The following is a 24,763-nucleotide window of genomic DNA, read 5'->3' on the forward strand; positions in this document are numbered from 1 at the left end:
CCGCGACGCGGCCCCAGTGTGTTATTGCGCGCCCGGATCAGCCACCAAACGGCCAGTGGCCTTGGTCAGCGACTGCAGAAACTCCTGCTGCAGTTCTGGATCGTTGCGGGTCAGCTCGATCAGGCTTTGTTCCATTTCACTGGCTTCTTCTTCAAGGCCGAGCTCGGACAGGCGCTTGACCCGGTGGACCCATTGGCCGACATCGTCATCTTCGAGGTCATCGAAGATCAGCTCATGGGCTTCGAGCAGCTTGTTGCGCAGGGTGGCGCTGACCAGCAGGCTGGCATCGCCACGCACCGCGTTGTCCTCGTCGAGTACCTGCAGGTGCAGGGTGCCGATGTGGTTGAGGTTCTGCTCCGAGAACGGGCTGTCGAGCAGGTTCAGGCGCAGCACGCCGTTCCTGTCGGTAGTCAGTTCGTGGGTCATCTTGCCAGCCTTGACCTCGACCAGGCGTTCGCTCCAGGGCACGCTGGTCGATTCCTCACGCTTGCCTTTCTGCACCTCGCTGATCCCGGCCAGGTTCTGCTGGGCGCGGCCGTTGGACGGCACGTTCATGAACGGGTTGAGCCCGTCCACGCCGTAGCTGAGCCAGTCGTGAGTGATACTTTGCGGCAGGTTGCCCAAGGCGAAGACGTTGACCACGTTGGCCCCGACGCCCGCCACCACGGCCACTGCACCCAGCGGGATCTCGTAGATCTCGCGCCAGGGCTGATACGGCGTGTAGCGGTCGTAACGACGGGTAACTTCGAACTCGGTGACTTCGAAGCGCTTCTGCTCATGCACACGCACACGTCGTTGCGGAAGCTCCATCACCTTCGGCTCGCCGACATCGATCTGCAGGGTGTGCTCGAGCAGTTTGCGCTCGACGCGCTCCTCATGGTCGCTGCGCTGGGACATTTGGTTGGCGCAGCCGCTGACGAGCAGGGCGCCGCACAGTGCGGCGCCCCCCAGGGTAAAGGTACTTCGCTTGAACATGATCACTCGTGCATTGGTTATCAGCGGCGAACGCGGGCCTGCAGGAAGCTCAGCACTTCACTGAGCGGCAACGCCTGGGCGTCCTGCTCGGTGCGGTGCTTGTACTCAAGGTTGCCTTCGGCCAGGCCGCGATCGCTGACGACGATGCGGTGCGGGATGCCGATCAGCTCCATGTCGGCAAACTTGATGCCTGGGCTGGTTTTCTTGTCGCGGTCGTCCAGCAGCACTTCAAAGCCGGCGGCGGTCAGTTCGGCATACAGCTTGTCGGTTGCCTCGCGGACCACGTCGGTTTCGTAGCGCAGCGGGACCAGGGCGATCTGGAACGGGGCTAGGGCGTCGTTCCAGATGATGCCTTTGTCGTCATAGCTCTGCTCGATGGCAGCGGCGACCACGCGGGACACGCCGATGCCGTAGCAGCCCATGGACAGGGTTACCGGCTTGCCGTTCTCGCCCAGTACCTGGCACTTCAGCGCTTCGCTGTACTTGGTGCCCAGCTGGAAGATGTGGCCCACTTCGATGCCGCGCTTGATCACCAGGGTACCCTGGCCGTCCGGGCTTGGGTCGCCTTCGACCACGTTGCGCAGGTCGGCAACTTGTGGAACTGGCAGGTCGCGCTCCCAGTTGACGCCGAAGTAGTGCTTGTCGTCGATGTTGGCGCCGATGCCGAAGTCGCTCATCAGGGCAACCGAACGGTCGATGATGCATTCCAGTGGCAGGTTCAACGGGCCGAGCGAGCCGGCACCGGCGCCAATGGCGTCGCGCAGTTCGGCTTCGGTGGCCATGACCAGTGGGTCGGCAACCTGTTCCAGCTTGGTGGCCTTGATTTCGTTCAGCTCGTGGTCACCACGAACGACCAGGGCAATCAGCTTGCCTTCTTCGGCGCCGCGCACGATCAGGGTCTTGACGGTTTTTTCGATGGCCAGGCCGAAGTTTTCCACCAGCTGGGCGATGGTTTTGGCGTTTGGCGTGTCGACCAGTCGCAGCTCCTCGGTAGGGGCAGGGCGCACGGTTTCACGCGGGATGGCCTCGGCCTTCTCGATGTTGGCGGCGTAGTCGGAGCTGTCGCTGAAGATCACGTCGTCTTCGCCGGACTCGGCCAGTACGTGGAATTCGTGCGAATAGCTGCCACCGATCGAGCCGGTGTCGGCCTGCACTGGGCGGAAGTCCAGGCCCAGGCGGGTGAACACGTTGCTGTACGCCTGGTGCATGCGGTCGTAGGTTTCCTGCAGGGAAGCCTGGTCGGCATGGAACGAGTAGGCGTCCTTCATGATGAACTCGCGGCCACGCATCAGGCCGAAGCGCGGGCGGATCTCGTCACGGAATTTGGTCTGGATCTGGTACATGTTGAGCGGCAGCTGTTTATAGCTGGACAGCTCGTTACGGGCCAGGTCGGTGATGACTTCTTCGTGGGTCGGGCCAACGCAGAAATCCCGCTGGTGGCGGTCCTTCAGGCGCAGCAGCTCTGGGCCGTACTGTTCCCAGCGGCCGGACTCCTGCCACAGTTCGGCAGGCTGGATGCTCGGCATCAGCACTTCCAGGGCGCCGGCGGCGTTCATTTCCTCGCGTACCACGGCCTCGACCTTGCGCATTACCCGCAGGCCCATCGGCAGCCAGGTGTACAGGCCGGAGGCCAGTTTGCGGATCATGCCGGCGCGCAGCATGAGCTGATGGCTGATGACCACTGCGTCGGCAGGGGTTTCTTTCTGGGTGGCGAGCAAATATTGACTGGTGCGCATGGTTAGCCGTGTCGATTGCCTAAGACGTTGAAATAGCCCCGCATTGTACGGGGGTGAAACGAAGGCGTACAGGATGCCCCAGGGCGTGACACTTGTCAGCCAAGAAAAAGCCCGGCGTGATCGCCGGGCTTTTCAGGTGCGGGGCACTGCAAGCCAGGCTTACAGGATGCTCAGCGGGTACTCCACGATCAGACGCAGTTCGTCGATCGATGGGGAATCGTAGTAGGTGCCATCGGAAGAGCGGTAGGTGGCTTGGCGCACGCGGAAGCTCAGGTCTTTCGCCGGGCCGCTCTGCAGCACGTACTTGATATCGACGTCGCGTTCCCACTCTTTGCCGTTGCTGGTGCCGGCGACGTTGGCGTCGGAACCGCGTACATAACGGGTCATGAAGGTCAGGCCTGGGATGCCGTATTCGGCAAAGTTCAGGTCGTAGCGAGCCTGCCAGGATTTCTCGTCTTCGGCGTTGAAGTCGGAACGCGCCACGGAGTTGGCCAGGAAGATGGTGCCGCCACCGTCCACGCCATAGCCATAGTCGCCGTCACCGGTGACTTTCTGGTAGGCCAGGGTGAAGGTGTGAGCGCCGATGTTGTAGGCGCCCGACAGGCTGAACGCGCGGTTGTCCAGTTTGTCTCCATCGAATGCGCGATACTCGGCCGAACCTTCGCTCTTGGTGTCATAGATGTTGAAGTCGAACACCAGGCCTTGTTTGTCCGAGATCGGCAGTGCCCAGTTTACGTTGGCGTAGTACTTGCGCCAGTAGTCTTCGACCTTCGAGTAGTACAGGCTGGTGCTGAGGTTGTCGGTGAAGGCGTAAGTACCACCTACAACGTTGGCTTCCTTCAGGCGGAGGCTGTCGCGGTTGGTCTGCTCCTGGCCGGTCAGGCTGGTGAAATGGCCAGCGTGCAGGGTCAGGCCCTTGATCTCGTTGCTGGTGATCAGAGTGCCCTGAGCGATTTCTGGCAGCAGGCGGCTGTCGTCGGTGGCGAAGACCGGCAGAGCGGTGAACTGGTCACCTACTTTCAGCACGGTATCGGAGATGCGGAACTTAACCGCGCCGCCGCCTTTGGAGTAATCATCCTGCGCTCGACCGTCGGAGTCGTTCGGGAACAGGCCGGTATTGACGCGGCCTCTGCCACTGTCCAGTTTCAGGCCGAGCATGCCAATGGCATCCACACCCACACCCACGGTGCCTTGAGTGAAGCCGGACTCGAAGGTGCCGAGGAAGCCCAGACCGGTTTCTTCGCGACGGCTCTGGGTGCCCGCAGGGTTGTTTCGGAAGTCACGGCTGAAGTACAGCATGCGGGTTTTGACGCTCAGCTTGCTGTCTTCGAGAAAACCTTTGGACTCGTCTTGTGCCGAGGCCATTGCCAACTGCGAGGTCCCCGCCGTAACGGCCAGGGCGATCATGCTCCACTTCATCACGCGCATCGTGACTTGCTCCTTTGGTTTTTAGGAAGAGTACTGCTGCGTCCCAAATCTTTTAGTTATAGGGTGCAGCTCTTTCTTGTTATGTCGGCGAAAATGTATAGCACGCTGACTGTTGTTGGCGATATGGCTATAAGCACTCTTTTCGGAACTTTTTCACCCTGTCGCTTTTAGGTATTTCCATGTCGCAAATCACGCCCCCGGTTTAAGGGTCGTACAACGCCAGCGCTGTTCCTGTCACCGTAACAAACCTGTAACTACCGGTTCCGGTTAGGGGAGCTCCCTGGTAACCAATGCCGCTGTTGTTATTTGTCGCGTTCACCTGCCATTGCAGATGTCGTGCCGACTTGGCGTGAAGGGAATGCAACAAGCGTGCTCAAAATTCGCAACACTTCATGAAATTTTCACAAAACCTACTACCGAGGGTCGGAAAGTCCCGTAAACACGGGGTGAAGCCGGCTTGCGCTCATGTTGGAGTCGAGAATCATTAAAATTTAAAAAGCTGCCATTAAAGTCAATGTGTTACCGCAAATTGTTCATCCAGAGTCGTTTGTGGGGTGACAGGTGTGGAGAGCGTGGGCAGAAGGCCTCATTTTGGTGCGAAAAGTAGCGCTGTGTTACCGGGAGTGTGCAAGGTATCCTTGCAGGCCTGATTTCCGCTTAAAGCGGGTTGGTTTTGCCTGAAGGAGATATGCCGTGTTCGTCCTCGATTCGCGTTTGCAGCAGGATTCCCTGGTGCTGGGGGAGTTTGCACTGTGCCAGTTGCTGCTGAGCAGGGATGCCAACTACCCATGGTTCATCCTGGTGCCCAAGCGCGCCGGTATCAGCGAACTGTTCGAGCTGGATGCGGCGGAGCAGCAGCAGTTGTGGCAGGAAACAACCCTGTTGGCTGAGGCGCTGAAAGCCAGCTACAGCGCCGACAAGATGAACGTGGCCACCTTGGGCAACGTGGTCAGTCAGTTGCATATGCACGTGATCGTGCGCCAGCGCGACGACGCTGCCTGGCCGGCACCGGTGTGGGGCAAGTGCCCGGCGGTGGCCTACAGCGACGATCAGCTGAATGCCATTCGCCAGCGCCTGCGTGGGCTGCAACTTGCTGGTTATCAGGAGGCCTGAGATGTCGCTGGAGTTACGTATTGTCGAACTGGAAACCCGCCAGGCGTTCCAGGATGACACTATCCAGGCGTTGAATGACGTGGTGGTCGAGCAGGCGCGAGTGATCGAGCGGCTGCAGTCGCAGATGGCCGAGCTGATCAAGCGTTATGAAGAGATGGTCGGCCAGTACGGCAGCGAAGGGGAGGAGGCGCCACCGCCTCATTATTGATGCGTTGCTGAGGCATATTCACCGGCATGCCGGTAAATATGCCTCTGGATGAAGCGGCAATCAGCGGCGGGTGACCGCAACCACATCTTCGGCCTGCAGGCCTTTGTCGCGGTGCATTACCGAAAACTCAACGCGCTGGCCTTCGACCAGAATGCGATGGCCTTCGCCGCGAATGGCGCGAAAGTGCACGAAGATGTCATCACCCGAATCGCGGGAAATGAAGCCAAAGCCTTTCGACGTGTTGAACCACTTGACGGTGCCGGTATCGCGGTTGCCGGCTTCCTGAACGGCATGCTGGCTGTTGCGTGCCTTGCGCGGGCTGCGGGCAAAGCCCACGGCCAGGTGCACTGCCACTGCTAGTGCCGCGCAGACCAGTGCCGCGAGGTTGCCCATTTCCGGGCGGGCCAGCAATGTCAGGGTTTGCAGCACCACCGCCACCACCAGCAGGGCGCAGGCAAGGTGCTGCAACTGCTGCCGCGCGCCGCGGTAGTACAGGGGCACGACCGGGGCCAGGACCAGGTTGAGCAGGCCGAGGAGTGTCAGGTAGACCGCGTCAGGTTGTTGCAGGAAGGGTGTCGCGTCGGTTTTCAGGCTGGGTATGAGCGATAGCAGCAAGGCTGCCACGCCCGTCACCAGATGGACGATCTTGAACATGGGGTTGGCTCACAGTTGATAAGGCCGATCACAGGAAGAGCGGGCAGCACGGTGCGCATGAGGTGTAGAGCGCGGACACGTGGCAGGCCAGCCTATGCACCCGGCAATGACAGTCCGCACGGGTGGCACGGTGCCTATTTAACAGTAAAGCCGCAGGCTACTCAAACCGCAGGCCGCCCGGCGGGCAATGTGTTGCGCCATGTCACATGCGGCAGGGGGGAAGTGTTGCTACAGTGGTCCACGTCCGCTTGAGTCTCAAGCCTTATGGAAAGGGGAGCTTCATGGCAATCGATATCGGTATCAGCGAAGAGGATCGCAAGTCCATCGTCGACGGGCTGTCCCGCCTGTTGTCGGATACTTACGTGCTGTATCTGAAAACCCATAACTTTCACTGGAACGTCACCGGCCCGTCGTTCCGCACCCTGCACCTGATGTTTGAAGAGCAGTACAACGAGCTGGCGCTGGCGGTCGACTCCATCGCCGAGCGGATCCGGGCCTTGGGCTTCCCGGCGCCGGGGTCGTATGCATTCTATGCGCGGCACTCGTCTATCAAGGAGGAGGAAGGTGTACCCCCGGCAGACGAGATGATCCGCCAGCTGGTGCAGGGGCAGGAGGCCGTGGTGCGCACGGCGCGCAGCATTTTCCCCGTGGTGGACAAGGTCAGTGACGAACCTACCGCCGACTTGCTGACCCAGCGCATGCAGGTTCACGAAAAGACCGCGTGGATGCTACGGGTATTGCTCGACGGCAAATAATTGCCCTGAGCCGTGACATAAACCCGGGGGAGCGGGCGTGCCGGCGAACACCGGCGCAGCCGGTGCCATCCACCGCGTTGCCTGCTTCGCGGGCAAGCCCGCTCCCACAGGCTCTATGTCGCGCCAAGTGGTTAGGTGTTTGTGCAGGAAGATTTTGCCGCTGCTTTAAGATCGCCCGTCAGCGCTTCATTGATCGCCTGTTACCGGTGACGAGGAAGTTGGGCGCATGACGCAAGCAAGCAAGCGTGTGGCTGGTCAGGGTGGTTGGCCAGGAAAACAGTGCATTGATCCGTTCAAGGCGGATTTCGACATGTTGCAGATCCAGCCGGTGTCGCGCTCGGTGCGGTTGAACGGGTTTTCCACCTGCTTGCGCCTGGAGGCCGTCTACTGGGGTATCCTGGAGCGTATCGCCGCTGCTAACCGCTGTTCGGTCAGTGCGGTGTTGTCCTACGTGGACCGCGAAGTGCACTTGCGCCAGGGTGGGGTGCGTAACTTCAGTGGGCTGATCCGGGTCATCTGCGTCGCCTGGCTGCAAAACCCGCCAAGTGTGCGCTGATCGCCGGGCGGGCTGCGCAGTGCCTGTTAACCATATATAATCCCGCTTTTTGCTGCCCCGGCAGCCAGCGTTGTGGTTGACGAGAGACACCCATGCCCCTTTATGACTATCAATGTGCATCCTGCGAGCACCGCATGGAAGTGCTGCAGAAGATCAGCGCCGCGCCGCTGACCGATTGCCCGGCCTGTCAGGCGCCAGCGCTGAAAAAGCTGCTGTCGGTGCCAGGCTTTCGCCTGAGCGGTAATGGTTGGTACGAAACCGACTTCAAGACCGGGGCAAAAAAGAATCTGGCAGGCGGCGACAAGGCCGACTGAGTTGAATGCTGTGACCGGGTCTTGCAGTATTAGCCCTCCGGGCGGCCAAGGCCTCCACCGAATACACGAATCACGAGAAGCGAAACCACCATCATGATGCGCAGCCATTATTGCGGCCAACTGAACGAGAGCCTGGACGGCCAGGAAGTCACCCTTTGCGGCTGGGTCCATCGTCGCCGCGACCACGGCGGGGTGATCTTCCTCGACATCCGTGACCGCGAAGGCATGGCCCAGGTCGTGTTCGACCCGGATCGCGCCGAAACCTTCGCCGCCGCCGACCGCGTGCGCAGCGAATACGTCGTGCAGATCACCGGCAAGGTGCGCAAGCGCCCTGACGGTGCGGTGAACGCCAACATGGCCTCCGGCGCCATCGAGATCCTCGGCTACCAGCTGAACGTGCTCAACGAAGCGGAAACCCCGCCGTTCCCGCTGAACGAGTACTCCGACGTTGGCGAGGAAACCCGCCTGCGCTACCGCTTCATCGACCTGCGTCGCCCGGAAATGGCCGACAAGCTGCGCCTGCGTTCGCGCATCACCAGCAGCATCCGCCGCTTCCTCGACGAAAACGGCTTCCTCGACGTCGAAACCCCGATCCTCACCCGTGCCACGCCGGAAGGTGCGCGTGACTACCTGGTGCCAAGCCGTACCCACGCCGGTAGCTTCTTCGCCCTGCCGCAGTCGCCCCAGCTGTTCAAGCAGCTGCTGATGGTGGCCGGCTTCGACCGCTACTACCAGATCGCCAAGTGCTTCCGTGACGAAGACCTGCGTGCCGACCGTCAGCCGGAGTTCACCCAGATCGACATCGAGACCAGCTTCCTTGATGAAAGCGAGATCATGGGCTTGACCGAAAGCATGATCCGCAAGCTGTTCAAGGAAGTGCTGGACCTGGAGTTCGGTGAATTCCCGCACATGACCTTCGAAGAAGCCATGCGCCGCTACGGCTCCGACAAGCCAGACCTGCGTAACCCGCTGGAACTGGTTGACGTTGCCGACCAACTGAAAGACGTCGACTTCAAGGTGTTCGCCGGCCCGGCCAACGATCCGAAGTGCCGTGTGACTGCCCTGCGCCTGCCAGGCGGTGCCAGCATGCCGCGCAGCAAGATCGACGAGTACACCAAGTTCGTTGGCATCTACGGTGCCAAGGGCCTGGCCTACATCAAGGTCAACGAGCGCGCCAAGGGCGTTGAAGGCCTACAGTCGCCGATCGTCAAGAACATTCCTGAGGCCAACCTCAACACCATCCTCGACCGCGTCGGTGCCGTAGACGGCGACATCGTGTTCTTCGGTGCCGACAAGTTCAAGGTGGTCAGCGAAGCCCTGGGCGCGCTGCGTATTCGCCTGGGTCACGACTTCGAGCTGCTGACCTGCGAGTGGGCACCGATGTGGGTTGTCGACTTCCCGATGTTCGAAGAAAACGAAGACGGCAGCTTCACCGCGCTGCACCACCCGTTCACCGCGCCGAAGTGCACCCCGGAAGAGCTCGAGGCCAACCCGGCCACGGCCCTGTCGCGTGCCTACGATATGGTTCTGAACGGTACCGAGCTGGGTGGGGGTTCGATCCGTATTCACCGCAAAGAGATGCAACAGGCGGTATTCCGCCTGCTGGGTATCGAGGCAGAAGAACAGGAAGAGAAGTTCGGCTTCCTGCTCGATGCCCTGAAGTTCGGTGCACCGCCTCACGGTGGCCTGGCCTTCGGCCTGGACCGCCTGGTCATGTTGATGACCGGCGCCCAGTCGATCCGTGAAGTGATCGCCTTCCCGAAAACCCAGAGCGCTGCATGCGTCATGACCCAGGCCCCTGGCATGGTCGACGCCAAGGCCCTGCGCGAGCTGCACATCCGACTGCGCGAACAGACCAAGGTCGAGTAAGCAGTCCCGGGCGCATCCACATGGATGCGCCTTTGCGTTTCGGCGCAGGTATTTTTCCGTCCCGCCCCGTACAGGGGCGGGGCTGTTTGTGAAACAAAGGATTCGGAGTCGTTATGGCTGGTCATTCCAAGTGGGCGAACATCAAGCACCGCAAAGAGCGCCAGGATGCCAAGAGAGGCAAGATCTTCACCAAGTGGATCCGCGAACTGACCGTTGCGGCCAAGCAAGGCGGTGCTGACCCGGCATCCAACCCGCGCCTGCGCCTGGCGCTGGACAAGGCCCTGGGCGCCAACATGAGCCGCGACATCATCGATCGCGCTGTGGCCCGGGGTGCCGGCACCAACGAAAGCGACAACGTCGAAGAGCTCAGCTATGAAGGTTACGGTCCGGGCGGCGTGGCGATCATGGTCGAAGCCATGACCGACAACCGCAACCGTACTGCCGCCGCCGTGCGTCATGCCTTCACCAAGTGTGGTGGCAACCTGGGTACCGACGGTTCGGTGGCCTACCTGTTCGAGCGCAAAGGCCAGATCAGCTTTGCGCCGGGCGTGGACGAAGACGCGTTGATGGAAGCAGCAATGGAGGCTGATGCCGACGACGTTGTGGCCAACGACGACGGCTCGTTCGAAGTGTTCACCTCGTTCAACAGCTTCTATGCCGTGCGCAACGCCCTGGAAGAGGCGGGTTTCAAGGCCGCTGACGCGGAAATCGTCATGCAGCCGACCACCAGCGCCGAGCTTGACCAGGAGGGTGCCGAGAAGGTGCTCAAGCTGATCGACATGCTCGAAGACCTGGATGACGTGCAGAACGTCTACTCCAATGCCCAGATTTCCGATGAGATCATGGAAAACCTCGGCTAAGGTTCTTTCGTTGGCCTTGAGGGCCTATTCGCGGGCAAGCCCGCTCCCACAGGGGCCGTGCGGTCTTTGTGGGAGCGGGCTTGCCCGCGAAAGGGCCGGTACATTTTGAACAAACAGGTACTATGACTCTGATTCTTGGTATCGACCCCGGCTCGCGCATCACCGGCTATGGCGTGGTACGCCAGACCGCCCGTGGGTGCGAGTACGTGGCGTCGGGCTGTATCCGCACCGGCAGCGGCGAGCTGCACGAACGGCTGCAGATTGTTTTTCGTGGTGTCAGTGAAATCATCGCCCAGCACGGCCCGGTGACCATGGGCATCGAGCGGGTGTTCATGGCCCGTAACGCCGACTCGGCGCTCAAGCTCGGCCAGGCCCGCGGTGCGGCCATCGTCGCGGCCGCCGAAGCCGGCCTGGAAATCGCCGAATACAGCGCCACCCAGGTCAAGCAGGCAGTAGCCGGCACGGGCGGGGCCAACAAGGAACAGGTGATGATGATGGTCATGCACCTGCTGAAATTGACGCAGAAGCCGCAGATCGACGCCTCCGACGCGCTGGCCATCGCCTTGTGCCATGCCCATACCCGCTCAAGCCTGGTGCCGCACGGCCTGAGCACGGCACGGCGACGCGGCGGGCGCTTGCGTCTGTAGGCGCTTCATGCGCTGATACACATTTTGTTCGGGTGATGCGTTCACCCGCTGCATTTGCTGATAGGGTTGAGCGGTCTTTGACCGGCTCCCCGAGAGGAAGGATCGGAACGTGATTGGACGTTTGCGCGGCACCTTGGCGGAAAAACAGCCGCCGCACCTGATTATCGACGTCAACGGCGTGGGGTACGAACTGGAAGTTCCCATGACCACGCTGTACCGTCTGCCCAAGGTGGGCGAAAGCGTCACCGTGCACACGCATCTGGTGGTGCGCGAAGATGCACACTTGCTATACGGCTTTGCCGAAAAGCGCGAGCGCGAGCTGTTCCGGGAGCTCATCCGCCTCAACGGCGTGGGCCCGAAGCTGGCGTTGGCGCTGATGTCCGGCCTGGAAGTCGACGAACTGGTGCGCTGCGTGCAAGCCCAGGATACTTCGGCCTTGGTGCGCGTGCCTGGTGTCGGCAAAAAAACCGCCGAACGTTTGCTGGTCGAGCTCAAAGACCGCTTCAAGGCCTGGGAAACCTCGCCCGCCATGTTTACCCTGGTGTCCGATGGTCCGTTGCCGGTTGCCAGCGAGTCCACTGCCGAGGCCGATGCGGTCAGCGCACTGGTCTCGCTGGGCTACAAGCCGCAGGAAGCCAGCAAGGCAATCGCCGCGATCAAGGACAAGGCCGGCCTGAGCAGTGAAGAGCTGATCCGCCGCAGCCTGAAAGGGATGATTACCAAGTGATCGAAGCCGACCGCCTGATCGCCGCCAGTGGCCGCGACCGTGAAGAAGTCCAGGATCGGGCGATCCGCCCTCTGCGGCTGGACGAGTACATCGGCCAGCCGGTCGTGCGCGAGCAGATGGCCCTGTTCATCCAGGCCGCCCGTGGGCGCAACGAGTCGCTCGACCACACGCTGATCTTCGGGCCGCCCGGGTTGGGCAAGACCACGTTGGCCAACATCATCGCCCAGGAAATGGGCGTTTCGGTCAAAAGCACCTCGGGCCCGATCCTGGAACGCCCCGGTGACCTGGCGGCCATGCTGACCAACCTCGAACCGCACGACGTCCTGTTCATCGACGAGATCCACCGGCTGTCACCGGTCGTCGAAGAGGTGTTGTACCCGGCCATGGAGGACTTCCAGCTCGACATCATGATCGGCGAAGGCCCGGCCGCCCGTTCGATCAAGCTCGACCTTCCACCGTTCACCCTGGTGGGTGCCACCACCCGTGCCGGCATGCTCACCAACCCGCTGCGGGACCGCTTCGGCATCGTCCAGCGCCTGGAGTTCTACAGCGATAAGGACCTGGCCACCATCGTCAGCCGTTCGGCCAACATCCTTGGCCTGGTCATCGACGATCAGGGCGCCTACGAAATTGCCCGCCGTGCCCGTGGCACGCCGCGTATCGCCAACCGCCTGCTGCGCCGCGTGCGCGACTACGCCGAGGTGCGCGGCAAGGGCCAGATCACCAAGGCCGTGGCCGACATGGCGCTGAACCTGCTGGACGTCGACGAGCGCGGTTTCGACCATTCCGACCGCCGCCTGCTGTTGACCATGATCGAGAAGTTCGATGGTGGCCCGGTAGGCGTGGACAACCTGGCGGCGGCGATCAGCGAAGAGCGCCACACCATCGAGGATGTGCTCGAACCGTACCTGATCCAGCAAGGCTATATCATGCGCACGCCACGCGGCCGCGTGGTTACCCGGCATGCCTACCTGCACTTTGGCCTGAATATTCCCGGGCGCCTGGGGGAGGGCGGTGATTTTTCGGAACCAGGCGATGAATGACAGATCGAATGCGACTTTTCGTGGTCCTACCGCTGGCATGCCCAGGGTGCGCTGGCAATAAGACATTAATGAAGAAAAAACAGTTGCCACAGCGGATTGGCAAGCTGAGGAGTAAGCACTAGAGTATGCGCGCGCAAAATCAGCTCGAACCGTTCGCACACCGTTGTCGCGTCTATTACGAAGACACCGATGCGGGCGGCGTGGTGTATTACGTCAACTACCTGAAATTCATGGAGCGCGCGCGCACCGAACGCCTGCGGCACCTGGGCTTTTCCCAGTCGCAACTGGCCGAAGACAACCTGCTGTTCGTGGTCCATTCCAGCGAAGCGCGCTATCACGCGCCGGCGCGGCTGGATGACGAATTGCGGGTAACCGCGCAAGTACTTGAACTCAATCGCGCCAGCCTGCGTTTCGTGCAGCAGGTCTGGCGGGAAAAGGATGAAACGCTGCTTTGCGAAGGGCAGTTCCTGGTGGCCGCCGTGCGCGCCGACACTTTCAAACCCCGAGCCATACCCCCCCAGCTGCGCGACGCCTTTGCGGCGGACGGCTCGGGTAATCAATCGAATGCAGGAGAATAAGCGTGGAAGCTAACGTCGTCGACCATACCTCCATGTGGAGTCTGGTCAGCAATGCCAGCGTGGTGGTACAGCTGGTAATGCTGACCCTGGTGGCCGCATCGGTCACTTCATGGATCATGATCTTCCAGCGCAGCACCATGCTGCGCGCCGGTCGTCGTGCGCTGGATGCCTTCGAGGAGCGCTTCTGGTCGGGCATCGACCTGTCCAAGCTGTACCGCCAGGCAGGCAGCAACCCAGACCCGGACTCCGGTGTAGAGCAGGTATTCCGTGCCGGCTTCAAGGAGTTCTCGCGCCTGCGCCAGCAGCCGGGCGTTGACCCGGATGCGGTCATGGAAGGCGTTGGCCGTGCCATGCGCGTGGCCATTTCGCGCGAGGAAGAAAAACTCGAGCAGAGCCTGCCATTCCTGGCCACGGTTGGTTCGACCAGCCCGTACATCGGCCTGTTCGGTACCGTGTGGGGCATCATGAACTCCTTCCGTGGCCTGGCCAGCGCCCAGCAGGCCACCCTGGCCACCGTTGCCCCGGGTATCGCCGAAGCGCTGATCGCTACCGCCATTGGCCTGTTCGCGGCAATCCCGGCGGTCATCGCCTACAACCGTTTCGCCGCGCGCAGTGAAGTGCTGATCGGTCGTTACTACACCTTCGCCGACGAGTTCCAGGCGATCCTGCACCGCAAAGTGCACACCAGCGAAGAGTAATCAGGTAGAAGCCCATGGCCCGAGTTCGCCACAAACGCAAGCCCGTCGCCGAGATGAACGTGGTGCCCTACATCGACGTGATGCTGGTGCTGCTGGTCATCTTCATGGTGACGGCGCCCATGCTCAACCAGGGCGTGAAGGTCGACTTGCCCAAGGTTTCCAGCGAAGCCTTGCCGCAGGACAACAACGTCCAGATCCTCACCATCTCCATCAAGGCCGATAAAACCTATTACTGGAACCTCGGCAGCGAAGTCGATACCGACAAGCAGATGGACAAGGCCATGACCTTGCCCGCCATGACCGACGCCGTGACCAAGATCATTGCTGCCGGCCGTGACCAGGGCAAGCAGACCCAGGTGTTCATTCGTGGCGACAAGGCTGTCGACTATGGCGCGGTCATGGGTGCCATGGGCGGGTTGCAGAAGGCCGGTGTCGGTAACGTTGGCCTGATTACCGAGGCGCCCTGATGCAACAGCGAGAGCCATCCGCCTCGGAAAGCTACTTCTGGCCCAGTGTCTGGGCCATCGGCCTGCATGTGTTGGTGTTCGCCCTGCTGTTCGTCAGTTTTGCCATGACGCCTGAGCTGCCGCCATCCAAGCCGATTGTTCAGGCTACCCTTTACCAGCTCAAGTCCAAGAGCCAGGCGACTACCCAGACCAATCAGAAGATTGCCGGGGAAGCGAAGAAAACGGCTTCGCGCCAGACCGAGGTCGAGCAGCTGGAGCAGAAGAAGGTCGAGCAGGAAGCCGTGAAGGCCGCGGAACAAAAGAAAGCCGACGCTGCTCAAAAGGCCGAAGAGGCCCGCGAAGCCGCCGAGGCAAAAAAAGCCGAGGACGCTGCCAAGGCCGCCGAAGCCGCCAAGGCTGCCGAGGCCAAGAAAGCCGCCGAAGCCAAGAAGGCCGACGAGGCGAAGAAGGCCGCCGAGAAGCAGCAGGCCGACATCGCCAAGAAGAAGGCCGAGGAAGAAGCCAAGAAAAAAGCCGAAGAAGAGGCCAAGAAAGAGGCCGCTGAAGAGGCGAAGAAACAAGCCGCCGAGGACGCCAAGAAAAAGGCAGCCGAAGAGGCCAAGAAGAAAGCAGCCGAGGACGCCAAGAAGAAAGCGGCGGCCGAGGACGCGAAGAAGAAGGCAGCTGAAGAGGCCAAGAAAAAGGCCGCTGCAGACGCCCAGAAGAAAAAGGCACAGGAAGCGGCCCGTAAGGCGGCAGAAGACAAGAAAGCCCAGGCCCTGGCCGAGCTGTTGTCCGACACCACCGAGCGGCAGCAAGCGCTGGCCGACGAGCAGGGTGACCAGGTGGCCGGCGACTTCGACGACCTGATCCGCATGCGCGCGGCCGAAGGCTGGGCGCGTCCGCCTTCCGCGCGCAAGGGCATGACGGTGGTCCTGCAGATCAACATGTTGCCGGACGGTACCATCACCAGTGTCAGCGTGGCCCGTTCCAGTGGTGACGGCCCGTACGACAGTTCGGCGGTGGCTGCGGTGAAGAACATTGGTCGTTTGACCGAGATGCAGGGTATGAAGCCGAGCGATTTCAACCAATATCGTTCGTTCAAGATGACATTTACACCTGAGGATCTAGCGTTGTGATTAAACGTCTTAGAGGACTGCTGGTCATGCTGTGCTGCGTGGCAGGCATGGCCGTGGCAGAGGAAAAGAACATCCTGGTCACCAGCGGCAGCGACCGGGCAACGCCCATCGCGGTAGTGCCGTTCGGTCTGCAGGGCGGCAGCGTGTTGCCAGAAGACATTGCCGATATCATCGGCAACGACCTGCGCAACTCAGGCTACTACTCGCCAATTCCGCGGCAGAACATGATCAGCCAGCCGTCGCAGGCCAGCGAAGTGATCTTCCGCGACTGGAAAGCACTGGGTGCACAGTACGTGATGGTGGGCAGCATCGTGCCGGCAGGCGGTCGCCTGCAGGTGCAGTACGCGCTGTTCAACGTCGCTACCGAGCAGCAAGTGCTGACCGGCAGCGTCGCGGGTAGCACCGACCAGTTGCGCGACATGGCGCACTACATTGCCGACCAGTCGTTCGAGAAACTCACCGGCATCAAGGGGGCGTTCTCCACCCGCATGCTGTACGTGACGGCCGAGCGTTTCTCCACTAACAACACCCGCTACACCCTGCAGCGTTCGGACTACGACGGTGCGCGTGCAGTTACCCTGCTGCAATCGCGTGAGCCGATCCTGTCGCCGCGCTTTGCGCCAGATGGCAAGCGTATCGCCTATGTGTCGTTCGAGCAGAAGCGCCCGCGCATCTTCATCCAGAACATCGATACCGGCCGCCGCGAGCAGGTGACCAACTTCGAAGGCCTGAACGGTGCGCCAGCCTGGTCGCCGGACGGTTCGCGCCTGGCGTTTGTATTGTCGAAAGACGGCAACCCGGACATCTACGTGATGAACGTGGCTTCGCGCCAGATCAGCCGTGTTACCGCAGGCCCGGGTATCAATACCGAGCCATTCTGGGGTAAAGATGGCAACACGCTTTACTTCACTTCCGACCGTGGCGGCAAACCGCAGATCTACAAACAGTCGGTCGGTGGCGGTGGTGCCGAGCGCGTAACCTTCGTGGGTAACTACAACGCCAACCCGAAACTTTCGGCAGACGAAAAAACCCTGGTGATGATCCATCGCCAACAGGGCTTTACCAACTTTAAAGTGGCGGCACAGGACTTGCAGCGCGGAAGTGTAAAGATTCTGTCTGAAACAAGTCTTGATGAGTCTCCCACTGTTGCGCCTAACGGCACCATGCTAATCTACGCCACCCGCCAGCAGGGCCGGGGAGTCTTGATGCTCGTGTCGCTTAATGGCCGCGTGAGGCTCCCACTTCCTACCGCTCAAGGCGAAGTCAGAGAACCGTCCTGGTCCCCTTACCTGAACTGATTGCGGCGTAATACATTTTGCTTAACACACTGGGGTTTCATTAGGAGTTTCACGATGGAAATGCTGAAGTTTGGTAAATTTGCTGCGCTGGCTCTGGCCATGGCCGTAGCTGTAGGTTGCTCCTCGAAGGGCGGTGACAACGCAGGCGAAGGCGCTGCTGTAGACCCGAACGCTGGCTACGGTGCCAACACTGGCGCAGTTGACGGCTCCCTGAGCGAAGAAGCTGCCCTGCGCGCAATCACCACCTTCTACTTCGAATACGACAGCTCGGACCTGAAGCCAGAAGCCATGCGCGCTCTGGACGTTCACGCCAAGGACCTGAAGTCCAACGGCAACCGCGTTGTTCTGGAAGGCAACACCGACGAGCGCGGCACCCGCGAGTACAACATGGCTCTGGGTGAGCGTCGTGCGAAAGCCGTTCAGCGCTACCTGGTTCTGCAGGGCGTTTCCCCTGCTCAGCTGGAACTGGTTTCCTACGGCGAAGAGCGTCCAGTTGCCACCGGCAACGACGAGCAGTCCTGGGCTCAGAACCGTCGCGTAGAACTGCGTAAGTAAGTTCTTATGCGTATGTGCCGCCGTGTAGTAACCGTCCTCGCACTCAGCCTGCCGCTTGCGGCCTGGGCTGAGGTCCCTGTAGTAGATGACAACGCAGGCGCTTATCCGCCTGCGGGTTATGGCACGAGCGGCGCCTATGCCGGGTCGGGGGCTTCGGCCCCTGCCTCTGCACAGGGCCAGCTGTTCATGCAGCTGCAACAGATGCAGGACCAGCTTTCCCGCCAGCAAGGCATCATCGAAGAGCTGCAAAACGATGTGTCGCGCATGAAGCAGGAAAACCTGGAGCGATACCAGGACCTGGACCGTCGCATCAACAGTGGCGCTGCGCCTGCCGCAACCCCTGACAATTCCTCCGGTGGTGGTGCTTCCAATGCCGCCCCCGATGCAGCAGCAGGTGCTGCTGCGCAACAACCGGCCGCCAGTAGCGAGCCCGGTGATCCGGCGAAAGAAAAGCTCTACTACGATGCCGCTTTCGACCTGATCAAGCAGAAAGACTTCGACAAGGCCAGCCAGGCGTTCAATGCCTTCCTGCGCAAGTACCCCAACAGCCAGTACGCCGGCAATGCCCAGTACTGGTTGGGTGAAGTGAACCTGGCCAAGGGCGACCTGCAAGGTGCCAGCCAGGCCTTTGCCCAGGTCAGCCAGAAGTACCCGAAACACAGCAAAGTGCCGGATTCGCTCTATAAGCTGGCCGATGTCGAGCGCCGCATGGGCCACACCGACAAGGTCAAGGGCATCCTGCAACAGGTCATCACCCAGTACCCCGGCACCTCTGCCGCGCAACTGGCTCAGCGTGACCTGCAGAAGCTCTAAGCGCTGTAGCTGTACCTTTCGAAAGAAACCCGCGCCAGTCGCGGGTTTTTTCGTTAGAATCACTGCCCTTTTTTCGTAAACACGCTGCCGCGGATAACGCTATGTCGAGTCCGCGACAGTGCCTGACGGAGGCGGACAGCCTGTTTAGCTGTCACGCCCGTGGCGAGCATGCAAGACACACTACGCATCACCGAAGTCTTTTACTCTTTGCAGGGTGAAACGCGAACGGCTGGGCTGCCCACGGTTTTCGTGCGCCTCACCGGTTGCCCCCTGCGTTGCCAATACTGCGACAGTGCTTATGCCTTCACCGGCGGCACCATTCGCACCCTCGATTCGATCCTTGAGCAGGTTGCCGGCTTCAAGCCCCGTTATGTCTGTGTCACCGGCGGCGAGCCGTTGGCCCAGCCGAATGCCTTGCCGTTACTGCAGCGTCTGTGCGACGCCGGTTACGAGGTGTCGCTGGAAACCAGCGGCGCGCTGGATATCGCTGGCACCGACACGCGCGTTAGCCGCGTAGTCGACCTGAAGACCCCGGGCTCTGAGGAGTCGCACCGTAACCGCTACGAGAACATCGAGCTGCTGACCCGCAATGACCAGGTCAAGTTCGTCATCTGTTCTCGAGAGGACTACGACTGGGCGGTGTCCAAGCTGATCCAGTACAACCTGGCCGAGCGTGCTGGCGAGGTGTTGTTCTCGCCGAGCCACCATCAGGTGAATGCCAGCGACCTGGCAGACTGGATCGTAGCGGACAACCTGCCTGTACGCTTCCAGTTGCAGTTGCACAAGCTGCTGTGGAACGACGAACCCGGACGTTGATTGAGGAGCAAGCACACATGACAGAAAAGCGCGCAGTAATCCTGTTGTCCGGCGGCCTGGACTCCGCCACCGTGGTCGCCATGGCCAAAGCAGAAGGCTATAGCTGCTACACCATGAGCTTCGACTACGGCCAGCGCCACCGTGCCGAGTTGAACGCTGCCGCACGCGTGGCCCGCGACCTGGGTGCGGTCGAGCACAAGGTGATTGGCCTTAACCTTGACGGTATTGGTGGTTCGGCGTTGACCGACAGCAGCATTGACGTGCCGGAAGCCCCCAGTGAAGGTATCCCGGTCACCTACGTACCGGCCCGCAACACCGTATTCCTGTCGCTGGCCTTGGGTTGGGCAGAAGTGCTGGAGGCGCGCGACATCTTTATCGGCGTCAATGCCGTGGATTACTCCGGTTACCCGGATTGCCGCCCCGAGTTCGTCGAGGCCTTCGAGTGTATGGCCAACCTGGCGACCAAGGCGGGTGTAGAGGGGCAGGGCTTCCGCATTCAGGCGCCGCTGCAGAACATGAGCAAGGCGCAGATCGTGCAGGCTGGTATCGCCCGCGGTGTGGACTACAGTTTGACTGTTTCCTGCTATCAGGCCGACGATGACGGCCGTGCCTGTGGCAAATGTGACAGCTGCCGCCTGCGTGCAGATGGCTTTAAGGCAGCCGGTGTCGAAGACCCGACACGGTATGTTTGACAAAAAACCTTTGATGGAGTGTTGATTTCCCGTTAGAAATCAGTATTATACGCGCCATCCAACGGGTCGTTAGCTCAGTTGGTAGAGCAGTTGGCTTTTAACCAATTGGTCGTAGGTTCGAATCCTACACGACCCACCATACTCAGTACGTCAAAGCCCGCTACCGGCAACGGTCGCGGGCTTTTTCGTTCTCGGCGCGTCATGCGCTCCCAGCTTACTCAGCCCACTCCGGATCCCCGGTGAACACCACCGTCAGCCAGCGGTCCGGCCCTTCGCCACCTACGGCATCACCAATCTCGTTGCGCCATGCATCCCATTCATCGATGGTCTTCGCCGCCATGGCCTTTGGCACGATGAAGTACAGCTCGATCTCCCGCGAGCGCCCGACCTTGGCCACATAGGCGCGGTATGACTGCAGCCCGTGGCGGGCAACGAAGGCCTTGGCCACCTCATCCACATGCAGCTTGAGGTCGCCGGGAGTGACCAGAAATATTTCTGACAGCGCCTGGCGCACCACCGACATCGGCAACGGCACGATTACCAGGCACACCAGCGCCAGCACGGCCGGGTCGATGTACGGTGATACCCACTCCAGCGACGTGCCCTGCACCGCGTAACCAAAGCAGAACGCAATCAGCAGCGCGGCGGTGATGCTGGCCGACATCACCCAGCCCTTGACGTCCATGCGCACGAAGTCTGATTTCAGCTTGCGGTTGGCGCGGGCTTCGACCACGGCGATGGTCACGCAGGTGATCACGGTCAGCACCGCATAGATCATGGCAATGCCGAATTCGAGGTGACGGCCGCCCTGCAGCAGGCTGCTGACGGCGTTGATCAATGCGTAGATGGCCACGCCGCTGAGCAGAATGCCGTTCAGTGCCAGCACCATGGGTTCCAGGTGCCAGAAACCCATGGTGAAGCGTTCGCGCAGCTTGCGCGACATCTGCACGCTGGTGGTATGCGAAGTGATCAGTTTGACCACAACAAGCGACAGGCCACTCATGCTGGCATCGACCAGCGAATAGACGCCGTCGAAGACGATGGAGTAGGAGCCGGAGGCCACGCCGAAGGCGATACCGATGCTGGCGATGAACAGGGTGACGGCAATCGAGGTGCGTAACAGGCCCTGTTCGCTGGTGATGTCGAAAAAGGTGGATCGGGTTGCGGTTTGCATGAAGTGTGCTCAGTAAAAACGATAATGCTGTGGAGTCTGTGGTGGCCTCTTCGCCGGCTCGCCCGCTCCCACAGGATTTGCACAGACCTTGAAGTCGGCAGCGGACCTGTGGGAGCGGGCAAGCCCGCGAAGAAGGTGCATTGGCCTTCACAGACTAGACGCGGAATTGCTCCATCAGCGCCTGTTGTTGATTGGCCAGCCGGTTCAGCGCCTGGCTGATGCGTGCCGATTCGTCGGCCTGGCCCGCCAGCGACTCGGTCACATCCCGAATGCCGGCGACGTTGCGGTTCACTTCCTCAGCCACCGCGCTCTGCTCTTCCGCGGCCGAGGCAATCTGCAGGTTCATGTCGCTGATCACGGTCACCGCCTCGCCAATGCGCTGCAGTGCCGGTAGTGCCTGTTCCATGCGCGCTGCGCTGTCCTGTGCCTGGCGCTGGCCTTCGTGCATGGCGCCCACGACATCCTGGGTACCTTGCTGCAAGCCTTCGATGACCTGGCGAATCTCCTCCACCGACACCTGCGTGCGCTGGGCCAGCCCGCGTACTTCATCGGCGACCACGGCAAAACCGCGCCCGGCCTCGCCAGCACGGGCCGCTTCGATGGCGGCATTCAGCGCCAGCAGGTTGGTCTGCTCGGCGATGGTGCGGATCACTTCCAGCACCGAGCCGATCCGCCCGCTGCGGTCTTCCAGGGCACGTGCCTCGTCCATGGCGGTGTCCATGCCGGCAGCCAGGCGGTCGATGCCCTGGCGGGTGCTGTCGATCAGCTGCAGGCCTTCGCGGCTGGCCTGGTCGGCGGCGCGCGCGGCCTGAGCCGCCTGCGAGGCGTTGTGGGCGACATCCAGCGCGGTGGCGCTCATCTCGTTGGCAGCCGTGGCCACCTGCTCGATTTCCCGGTGCTGCTGTTGCATGCCGTTGCTGGTCTGGCTGGCGATGGCGGCTGACTGGTCGGCTGTGCTGCGGGCCTCCTGCAGTGAGCCTTTGACCTGGGCGATGATCGGCTGCAGCTTGTCGAGGAAGCGGTTGAACCACCCCGTGAGCTGGCCCAGTTCGTCGTCGCGGGCGTATTCCAGGCGGCGGGTCAGGTCGCCTTCGCCGCTGGCGATGTCTTTAAGACGCGCAGCCACGGCCAGGATGGGCCGGGTAACGCCGCGTGCGGTCAGCCATACCAGCAGCAAACCCATCACCGCCGCGCCAAGGCCGATCAGCAGGCTGGTGAGGTTGGCGCTCTGGTTGTGTGCGTCCAGGCGTTGATTGAGGGCCACGGCGGGTGCCTGCAGCACGCTTTCTGGCAACTCCAGCAAAACCTGCCACGGCGCTGCATCAGGGATTGGCGTGAAGGGGTGGGCCACGCGCAGCAGGCCGTCGGCTACCGCCTTGTCCATGGGCTGGCCGAGCGCGCTGTCGTCGCGGCTGTTGCCTGCCAGCAGGCCGGCAGCGCTGGCGATACTCACCTGGCCCTGGCCATCGAACAGTTCGCGGCGGCCCTCCACGCTCAGTTGCTGGAGGTTGGCAAGGCCAATGTCCAGGCCGACCACGCCGATCACCTTGCCGTGCTCCAGCAGCGGCAGGGCGATGCTGGTCATCAGCACCTGGCGGCCGTTGACGTCGTCCAGATACGGCTCGAGCATGCACGTTTTGGCGGTGTCCTGCGGGCAGGTCAGCCAGCGGTTCTTCGCCGCGCCGTTGCTGCCGATGCTGGCATCGCCGAGCATCGATTCCGGCATGGCCTCACGTTCCAGTGCGCCGTGGCTTGGCTGCGACCAGTACAACGAGAAACGCCCGCTGTCGTTGCTGCCTGCGGCATCCTGGCCGACGAACTGGCTGTCCTGCTGGTCCAGCGCGTTGGGCTGGAATACGAGGTACAGGCCTATCACGTCCGGGTTGCCGGCCAGGCTGGCATGCGCCTGGCGGGTCAGCTCGGCGCGCAGGTCACTGCCGCCACGGTCCTTCAGTACCTGTACCAGGCGGGCAAAGCCATTGCCGTACTGGTAAGCGTCCATGAAGTAGCGCTGGATACGCAGGGCCTGGGTTTCAGCGTGGGCCTGCAGGCGCTGGCGGGCGCTGCTGTCGAGCATGGCGGTGTTGGCCTGGTTGACCAGCGCGGCACTGCGTTGTGCCTGGGTCAGCGAAGTGGCCACCAGCAAGGCGACGATGGCCAGCAGGCACAAGCCGGCGAGCAGGGTGATCTTCCATTGGATGGAGAGGCGACGCAGCGGCATGAGGGCTTTCCTTTTCGAACAAGTACAACGCCCGCAGTCAGGCGCGGGCGTTGTTGGCAGCGTGGGTCATTCGGCGACGTAGTTGGGCGGTGCCGACCGGAAGGCTTTGGTCAGCCAGCCCAGGTAGATCAGCCCGAGCGCAGCCCAGATGCCGCCAAACATCAGCGAATGCGCATTCAGGTCCAGCCACAGCGAGACGATGATGCAGAAGCCGACGGTAGGCAGTACCAGGTATTTCAGCTGGTTGGCCAGGCCTTTGCGGTTGCCTTCGCGCAGGTAGCAGTGGTTGATCACCGACAGGTTGACGAAGCTGAACGCGACCAGGGCGCCGAAGTTGATGATCGAGGTGGCGGTCACCAGGTCGAAGAAGATTGCCGACAGCGAAATCAGCCCCACTACCGCAATGTTCAGCACGGGTGTCTTGTAGCGTGAATGCAGGCGGGCGAAGACGCTGGCCGGGATCACGTTGTCGCGGCCCATCACGTACAGCAGGCGCGACACGCTGGTTTGCGAGGCCAGGCCAGAGGCGATGGTGTTGATCACGGTGCAGGCGATAAAAATCGACTGGAACAGTTTGCCACCCACGTACAGGGCGATTTCCGGCAGGGCCGCTTCATGGTCGTGGAAGCGCGCCATGGTCGGGAAATAAGCCTGGATGAAGTACGACACGGTGATGAACACCACGCCGCCGATCAGCGCAGTGAGGAAAATGGCACGTGGGATGGTCTTGCTCGGGTCACGGGTTTCCTCGGACAGGCAGGTAACCGCGTCAAACCCCAGGAACGAGAAGCACAGGATGGTCGCGCCAGCGGCCAGGGCGCTGAACTGGGTCTGGCTGTCGCCGAAGGGGACCAGGCTCCAGGCGGTACCCAGCCCTTCACCGTGGTCCAGGCCGCGCACGCACAGGTAGATGAACACCGCGATGATGGCTACCTGCACACCCACGAACAACAGGTTGAAGTGCGCCACCAGGTTCACGCTGCGCATGTTGATCAGGCTGATCAGGGTGACGAAACCGGCCACCCACAGCCACTCTGGTACTTCCGGGAACATGGCCGAGAGGTAAAGCTTGGCCAGCAACGCGTTGACCATCGGCAGCAGCAGGTAATCCAGCAGCGACGACCAGCCGACCAGGAAGCCTACATGCGGGTTGATGGCGCGTTGGGTGTAGGTGTAGGCCGAGCCCGACTGCGGGAAGCGCTTTACCAGGGTGCCGTAGCTCACGGCGGTGAACAGGATGCCGGCCAGCGCCAGGATGTAGGCGCTGGGTACGTGGCCGGCGGTAATCCCGCTGACGATGCCGAAGGTGTCGAACACGGTCATCGGCGTCAGGTAGGCCAGGCCGATGATGATCACATGCCAGAGACGCAGGGTTTTGCGAAGTTGGCCGTTGCCGGTAGCGCTGTGGTCATGCTGCATGCTGGCATGGCTCCTGCGGCTGGGCGTAA

At 61.5% G+C, this 24,763-nt stretch carries 26 protein-coding genes, 1 tRNA gene and 1 pseudogene; 20 read left to right on the top strand and 8 right to left on the bottom strand.

Features of this window, described 5'->3' with window-relative positions:
• Nucleotides 1–21: 21 nt before the first annotated feature.
• From APH36_RS10810 to APH36_RS10820, 3 genes are all read right to left on the bottom strand, one after another.
• Nucleotides 22–975, bottom strand: a complete 954-nt coding sequence (locus tag APH36_RS10810; RefSeq protein WP_060498618.1) for a hypothetical protein — start codon at nucleotides 973–975, stop codon at nucleotides 22–24.
• 20 nt (nucleotides 976–995) lie between these two features.
• The gene (locus tag APH36_RS10815; RefSeq protein WP_060498619.1) at nucleotides 996–2,711 is read right to left on the bottom strand and encodes a proline--tRNA ligase; all 1,716 of its coding nucleotides are present in this window, start codon (nucleotides 2,709–2,711) and stop codon (nucleotides 996–998) included.
• Nucleotides 2,712–2,870: 159 nt separating this feature from the next.
• Nucleotides 2,871–4,139, bottom strand: a complete 1,269-nt coding sequence (locus APH36_RS10820) for an OprD family porin (protein WP_060498620.1) — start codon at nucleotides 4,137–4,139, stop codon at nucleotides 2,871–2,873.
• Between the two features lie 693 nt (nucleotides 4,140–4,832).
• On the opposite strand from APH36_RS10820, the gene APH36_RS10825 reads away from it, so the two are divergent.
• Both APH36_RS10825 and APH36_RS10830 read left to right on the top strand, forming a co-directional pair.
• Nucleotides 4,833–5,252 carry an HIT domain-containing protein gene (locus tag APH36_RS10825; protein WP_060498621.1) on the top strand — a complete coding sequence of 140 codons (420 nt, stop codon included), beginning with the start codon at nucleotides 4,833–4,835 and terminating at the stop codon, nucleotides 5,250–5,252.
• Nucleotide 5,253: 1 nt separating this feature from the next.
• A complete protein-coding gene (locus tag APH36_RS10830) occupies nucleotides 5,254–5,460 on the top strand; it encodes a SlyX family protein (RefSeq protein ID WP_016712002.1) in 207 nt (68 codons plus the stop codon).
• 60 nt (nucleotides 5,461–5,520) lie between these two features.
• Here APH36_RS10830 and APH36_RS33005 read toward each other — a convergent pair whose 3' ends face one another.
• Nucleotides 5,521–6,114 (bottom strand): cold-shock protein, encoded by a 594-nt coding sequence (locus APH36_RS33005; RefSeq protein WP_060498622.1) that lies wholly within the window; start codon nucleotides 6,112–6,114, stop codon nucleotides 5,521–5,523.
• A 281-nt stretch (nucleotides 6,115–6,395) separates the two neighbouring features.
• Between APH36_RS33005 and APH36_RS10840 the strand changes: the two genes are divergently transcribed.
• The 18 genes from APH36_RS10840 to APH36_RS10925 all read left to right on the top strand — a co-directional run bounded on the left by APH36_RS10840 (nucleotide 6,396) and on the right by APH36_RS10925 (nucleotide 20,059).
• Nucleotides 6,396–6,869 (top strand): Dps family protein, encoded by a 474-nt coding sequence (locus APH36_RS10840; protein WP_003254783.1) that lies wholly within the window; start codon nucleotides 6,396–6,398, stop codon nucleotides 6,867–6,869.
• Nucleotides 6,870–7,095: 226 nt separating this feature from the next.
• Nucleotides 7,096–7,425: a ribbon-helix-helix domain-containing protein gene (locus APH36_RS10845; RefSeq protein ID WP_060498623.1), complete on the top strand. Its 330-nt coding sequence runs from the start codon at nucleotides 7,096–7,098 to the stop codon at nucleotides 7,423–7,425.
• Between the two features lie 92 nt (nucleotides 7,426–7,517).
• A complete protein-coding gene (locus APH36_RS10850) occupies nucleotides 7,518–7,739 on the top strand; it encodes an FmdB family zinc ribbon protein (RefSeq protein WP_003254776.1) in 222 nt (73 codons plus the stop codon).
• A 93-nt stretch (nucleotides 7,740–7,832) separates the two neighbouring features.
• Entirely contained in the window at nucleotides 7,833–9,608 is a 1,776-nt protein-coding gene (gene aspS / locus APH36_RS10855) for an aspartate--tRNA ligase (RefSeq protein ID WP_019098464.1), read from the top strand.
• Nucleotides 9,609–9,721: 113 nt separating this feature from the next.
• Entirely contained in the window at nucleotides 9,722–10,468 is a 747-nt protein-coding gene (locus tag APH36_RS10860) for a YebC/PmpR family DNA-binding transcriptional regulator (RefSeq protein WP_060498624.1), read from the top strand.
• A gap of 122 nt (nucleotides 10,469–10,590) precedes the next feature.
• Complete coding sequence (gene ruvC, locus APH36_RS10865; protein ID WP_003254769.1) at nucleotides 10,591–11,115, top strand: crossover junction endodeoxyribonuclease RuvC; 525 nt, start codon at nucleotides 10,591–10,593, stop codon at nucleotides 11,113–11,115.
• Nucleotides 11,116–11,224: 109 nt separating this feature from the next.
• On the top strand, nucleotides 11,225–11,842 hold the full coding sequence (gene ruvA, locus APH36_RS10870) for a Holliday junction branch migration protein RuvA (protein ID WP_016711996.1): 618 nt from the start codon (nucleotides 11,225–11,227) through the stop codon (nucleotides 11,840–11,842).
• Nucleotides 11,839–12,885, top strand: a complete 1,047-nt coding sequence (gene ruvB / locus APH36_RS10875) for a Holliday junction branch migration DNA helicase RuvB (RefSeq protein ID WP_060498625.1) — start codon at nucleotides 11,839–11,841, stop codon at nucleotides 12,883–12,885. Before ruvA ends, ruvB begins: the two co-directional genes overlap by 4 nt.
• A 125-nt stretch (nucleotides 12,886–13,010) precedes the next feature.
• Nucleotides 13,011–13,463 (top strand): tol-pal system-associated acyl-CoA thioesterase, encoded by a 453-nt coding sequence (ybgC, locus tag APH36_RS10880; RefSeq protein ID WP_016711994.1) that lies wholly within the window; start codon nucleotides 13,011–13,013, stop codon nucleotides 13,461–13,463.
• 2 nt (nucleotides 13,464–13,465) lie between these two features.
• Nucleotides 13,466–14,161 carry a protein TolQ gene (gene tolQ, locus APH36_RS10885; protein WP_010952367.1) on the top strand — a complete coding sequence of 232 codons (696 nt, stop codon included), beginning with the start codon at nucleotides 13,466–13,468 and terminating at the stop codon, nucleotides 14,159–14,161.
• A gap of 14 nt (nucleotides 14,162–14,175) precedes the next feature.
• Nucleotides 14,176–14,628: a protein TolR gene (gene tolR / locus APH36_RS10890; RefSeq protein WP_003254760.1), complete on the top strand. Its 453-nt coding sequence runs from the start codon at nucleotides 14,176–14,178 to the stop codon at nucleotides 14,626–14,628.
• The gene (tolA, locus tag APH36_RS10895) at nucleotides 14,628–15,746 is read left to right on the top strand and encodes a cell envelope integrity protein TolA (RefSeq protein ID WP_016711993.1); all 1,119 of its coding nucleotides are present in this window, start codon (nucleotides 14,628–14,630) and stop codon (nucleotides 15,744–15,746) included. The genes tolR and tolA overlap by 1 nt, the downstream gene beginning before the upstream one ends.
• A 26-nt stretch (nucleotides 15,747–15,772) precedes the next feature.
• Nucleotides 15,773–17,044 (top strand): Tol-Pal system beta propeller repeat protein TolB, encoded by a 1,272-nt coding sequence (tolB, locus tag APH36_RS10900; RefSeq protein WP_019098470.1) that lies wholly within the window; start codon nucleotides 15,773–15,775, stop codon nucleotides 17,042–17,044.
• Between the two features lie 54 nt (nucleotides 17,045–17,098).
• Nucleotides 17,099–17,599 carry a peptidoglycan-associated lipoprotein Pal gene (pal, locus tag APH36_RS10905; protein ID WP_012273762.1) on the top strand — a complete coding sequence of 167 codons (501 nt, stop codon included), beginning with the start codon at nucleotides 17,099–17,101 and terminating at the stop codon, nucleotides 17,597–17,599.
• 6 nt (nucleotides 17,600–17,605) lie between these two features.
• Nucleotides 17,606–18,412 (top strand): tol-pal system protein YbgF, encoded by an 807-nt coding sequence (gene ybgF / locus APH36_RS10910; protein WP_016711991.1) that lies wholly within the window; start codon nucleotides 17,606–17,608, stop codon nucleotides 18,410–18,412.
• A gap of 168 nt (nucleotides 18,413–18,580) precedes the next feature.
• Nucleotides 18,581–19,228 (top strand): 7-carboxy-7-deazaguanine synthase QueE, encoded by a 648-nt coding sequence (gene queE / locus APH36_RS10915; RefSeq protein ID WP_060498626.1) that lies wholly within the window; start codon nucleotides 18,581–18,583, stop codon nucleotides 19,226–19,228.
• A gap of 17 nt (nucleotides 19,229–19,245) precedes the next feature.
• The gene (gene queC, locus APH36_RS10920; protein ID WP_060498627.1) at nucleotides 19,246–19,920 is read left to right on the top strand and encodes a 7-cyano-7-deazaguanine synthase QueC; all 675 of its coding nucleotides are present in this window, start codon (nucleotides 19,246–19,248) and stop codon (nucleotides 19,918–19,920) included.
• Nucleotides 19,921–19,983: 63 nt separating this feature from the next.
• A tRNA-Lys gene (locus APH36_RS10925) sits at nucleotides 19,984–20,059 on the top strand.
• Between the two features lie 75 nt (nucleotides 20,060–20,134).
• Here the strand turns inward: APH36_RS10925 and APH36_RS10930 are convergent.
• The 4 genes and pseudogenes from APH36_RS10930 to APH36_RS10940 form a co-directional block, all read right to left on the bottom strand.
• Entirely contained in the window at nucleotides 20,135–21,094 is a 960-nt protein-coding gene (locus APH36_RS10930; RefSeq protein ID WP_060498628.1) for a cation diffusion facilitator family transporter, read from the bottom strand.
• Nucleotides 21,095–21,248: 154 nt separating this feature from the next.
• Nucleotides 21,249–22,004 carry a methyl-accepting chemotaxis protein gene (locus APH36_RS33140; RefSeq protein ID WP_374754789.1) on the bottom strand — a complete coding sequence of 252 codons (756 nt, stop codon included), beginning with the start codon at nucleotides 22,002–22,004 and terminating at the stop codon, nucleotides 21,249–21,251.
• A gap of 102 nt (nucleotides 22,005–22,106) precedes the next feature.
• A pseudogene (locus APH36_RS33145) lies at nucleotides 22,107–23,315 on the bottom strand (HAMP domain-containing protein); the annotation flags it as partial.
• Nucleotides 23,316–23,381: 66 nt separating this feature from the next.
• Nucleotides 23,382–24,734, bottom strand: coding sequence for an APC family permease (locus APH36_RS10940; protein ID WP_060498630.1), 1,353 nt, complete (start codon nucleotides 24,732–24,734; stop codon nucleotides 23,382–23,384).
• Nucleotides 24,735–24,763 lie beyond the last annotated feature (29 nt).

Source organism: Pseudomonas sp. NBRC 111133 (genome assembly GCF_001320605.1).
GTDB lineage: Bacteria > Pseudomonadota > Gammaproteobacteria > Pseudomonadales > Pseudomonadaceae > Aquipseudomonas > Aquipseudomonas monteilii.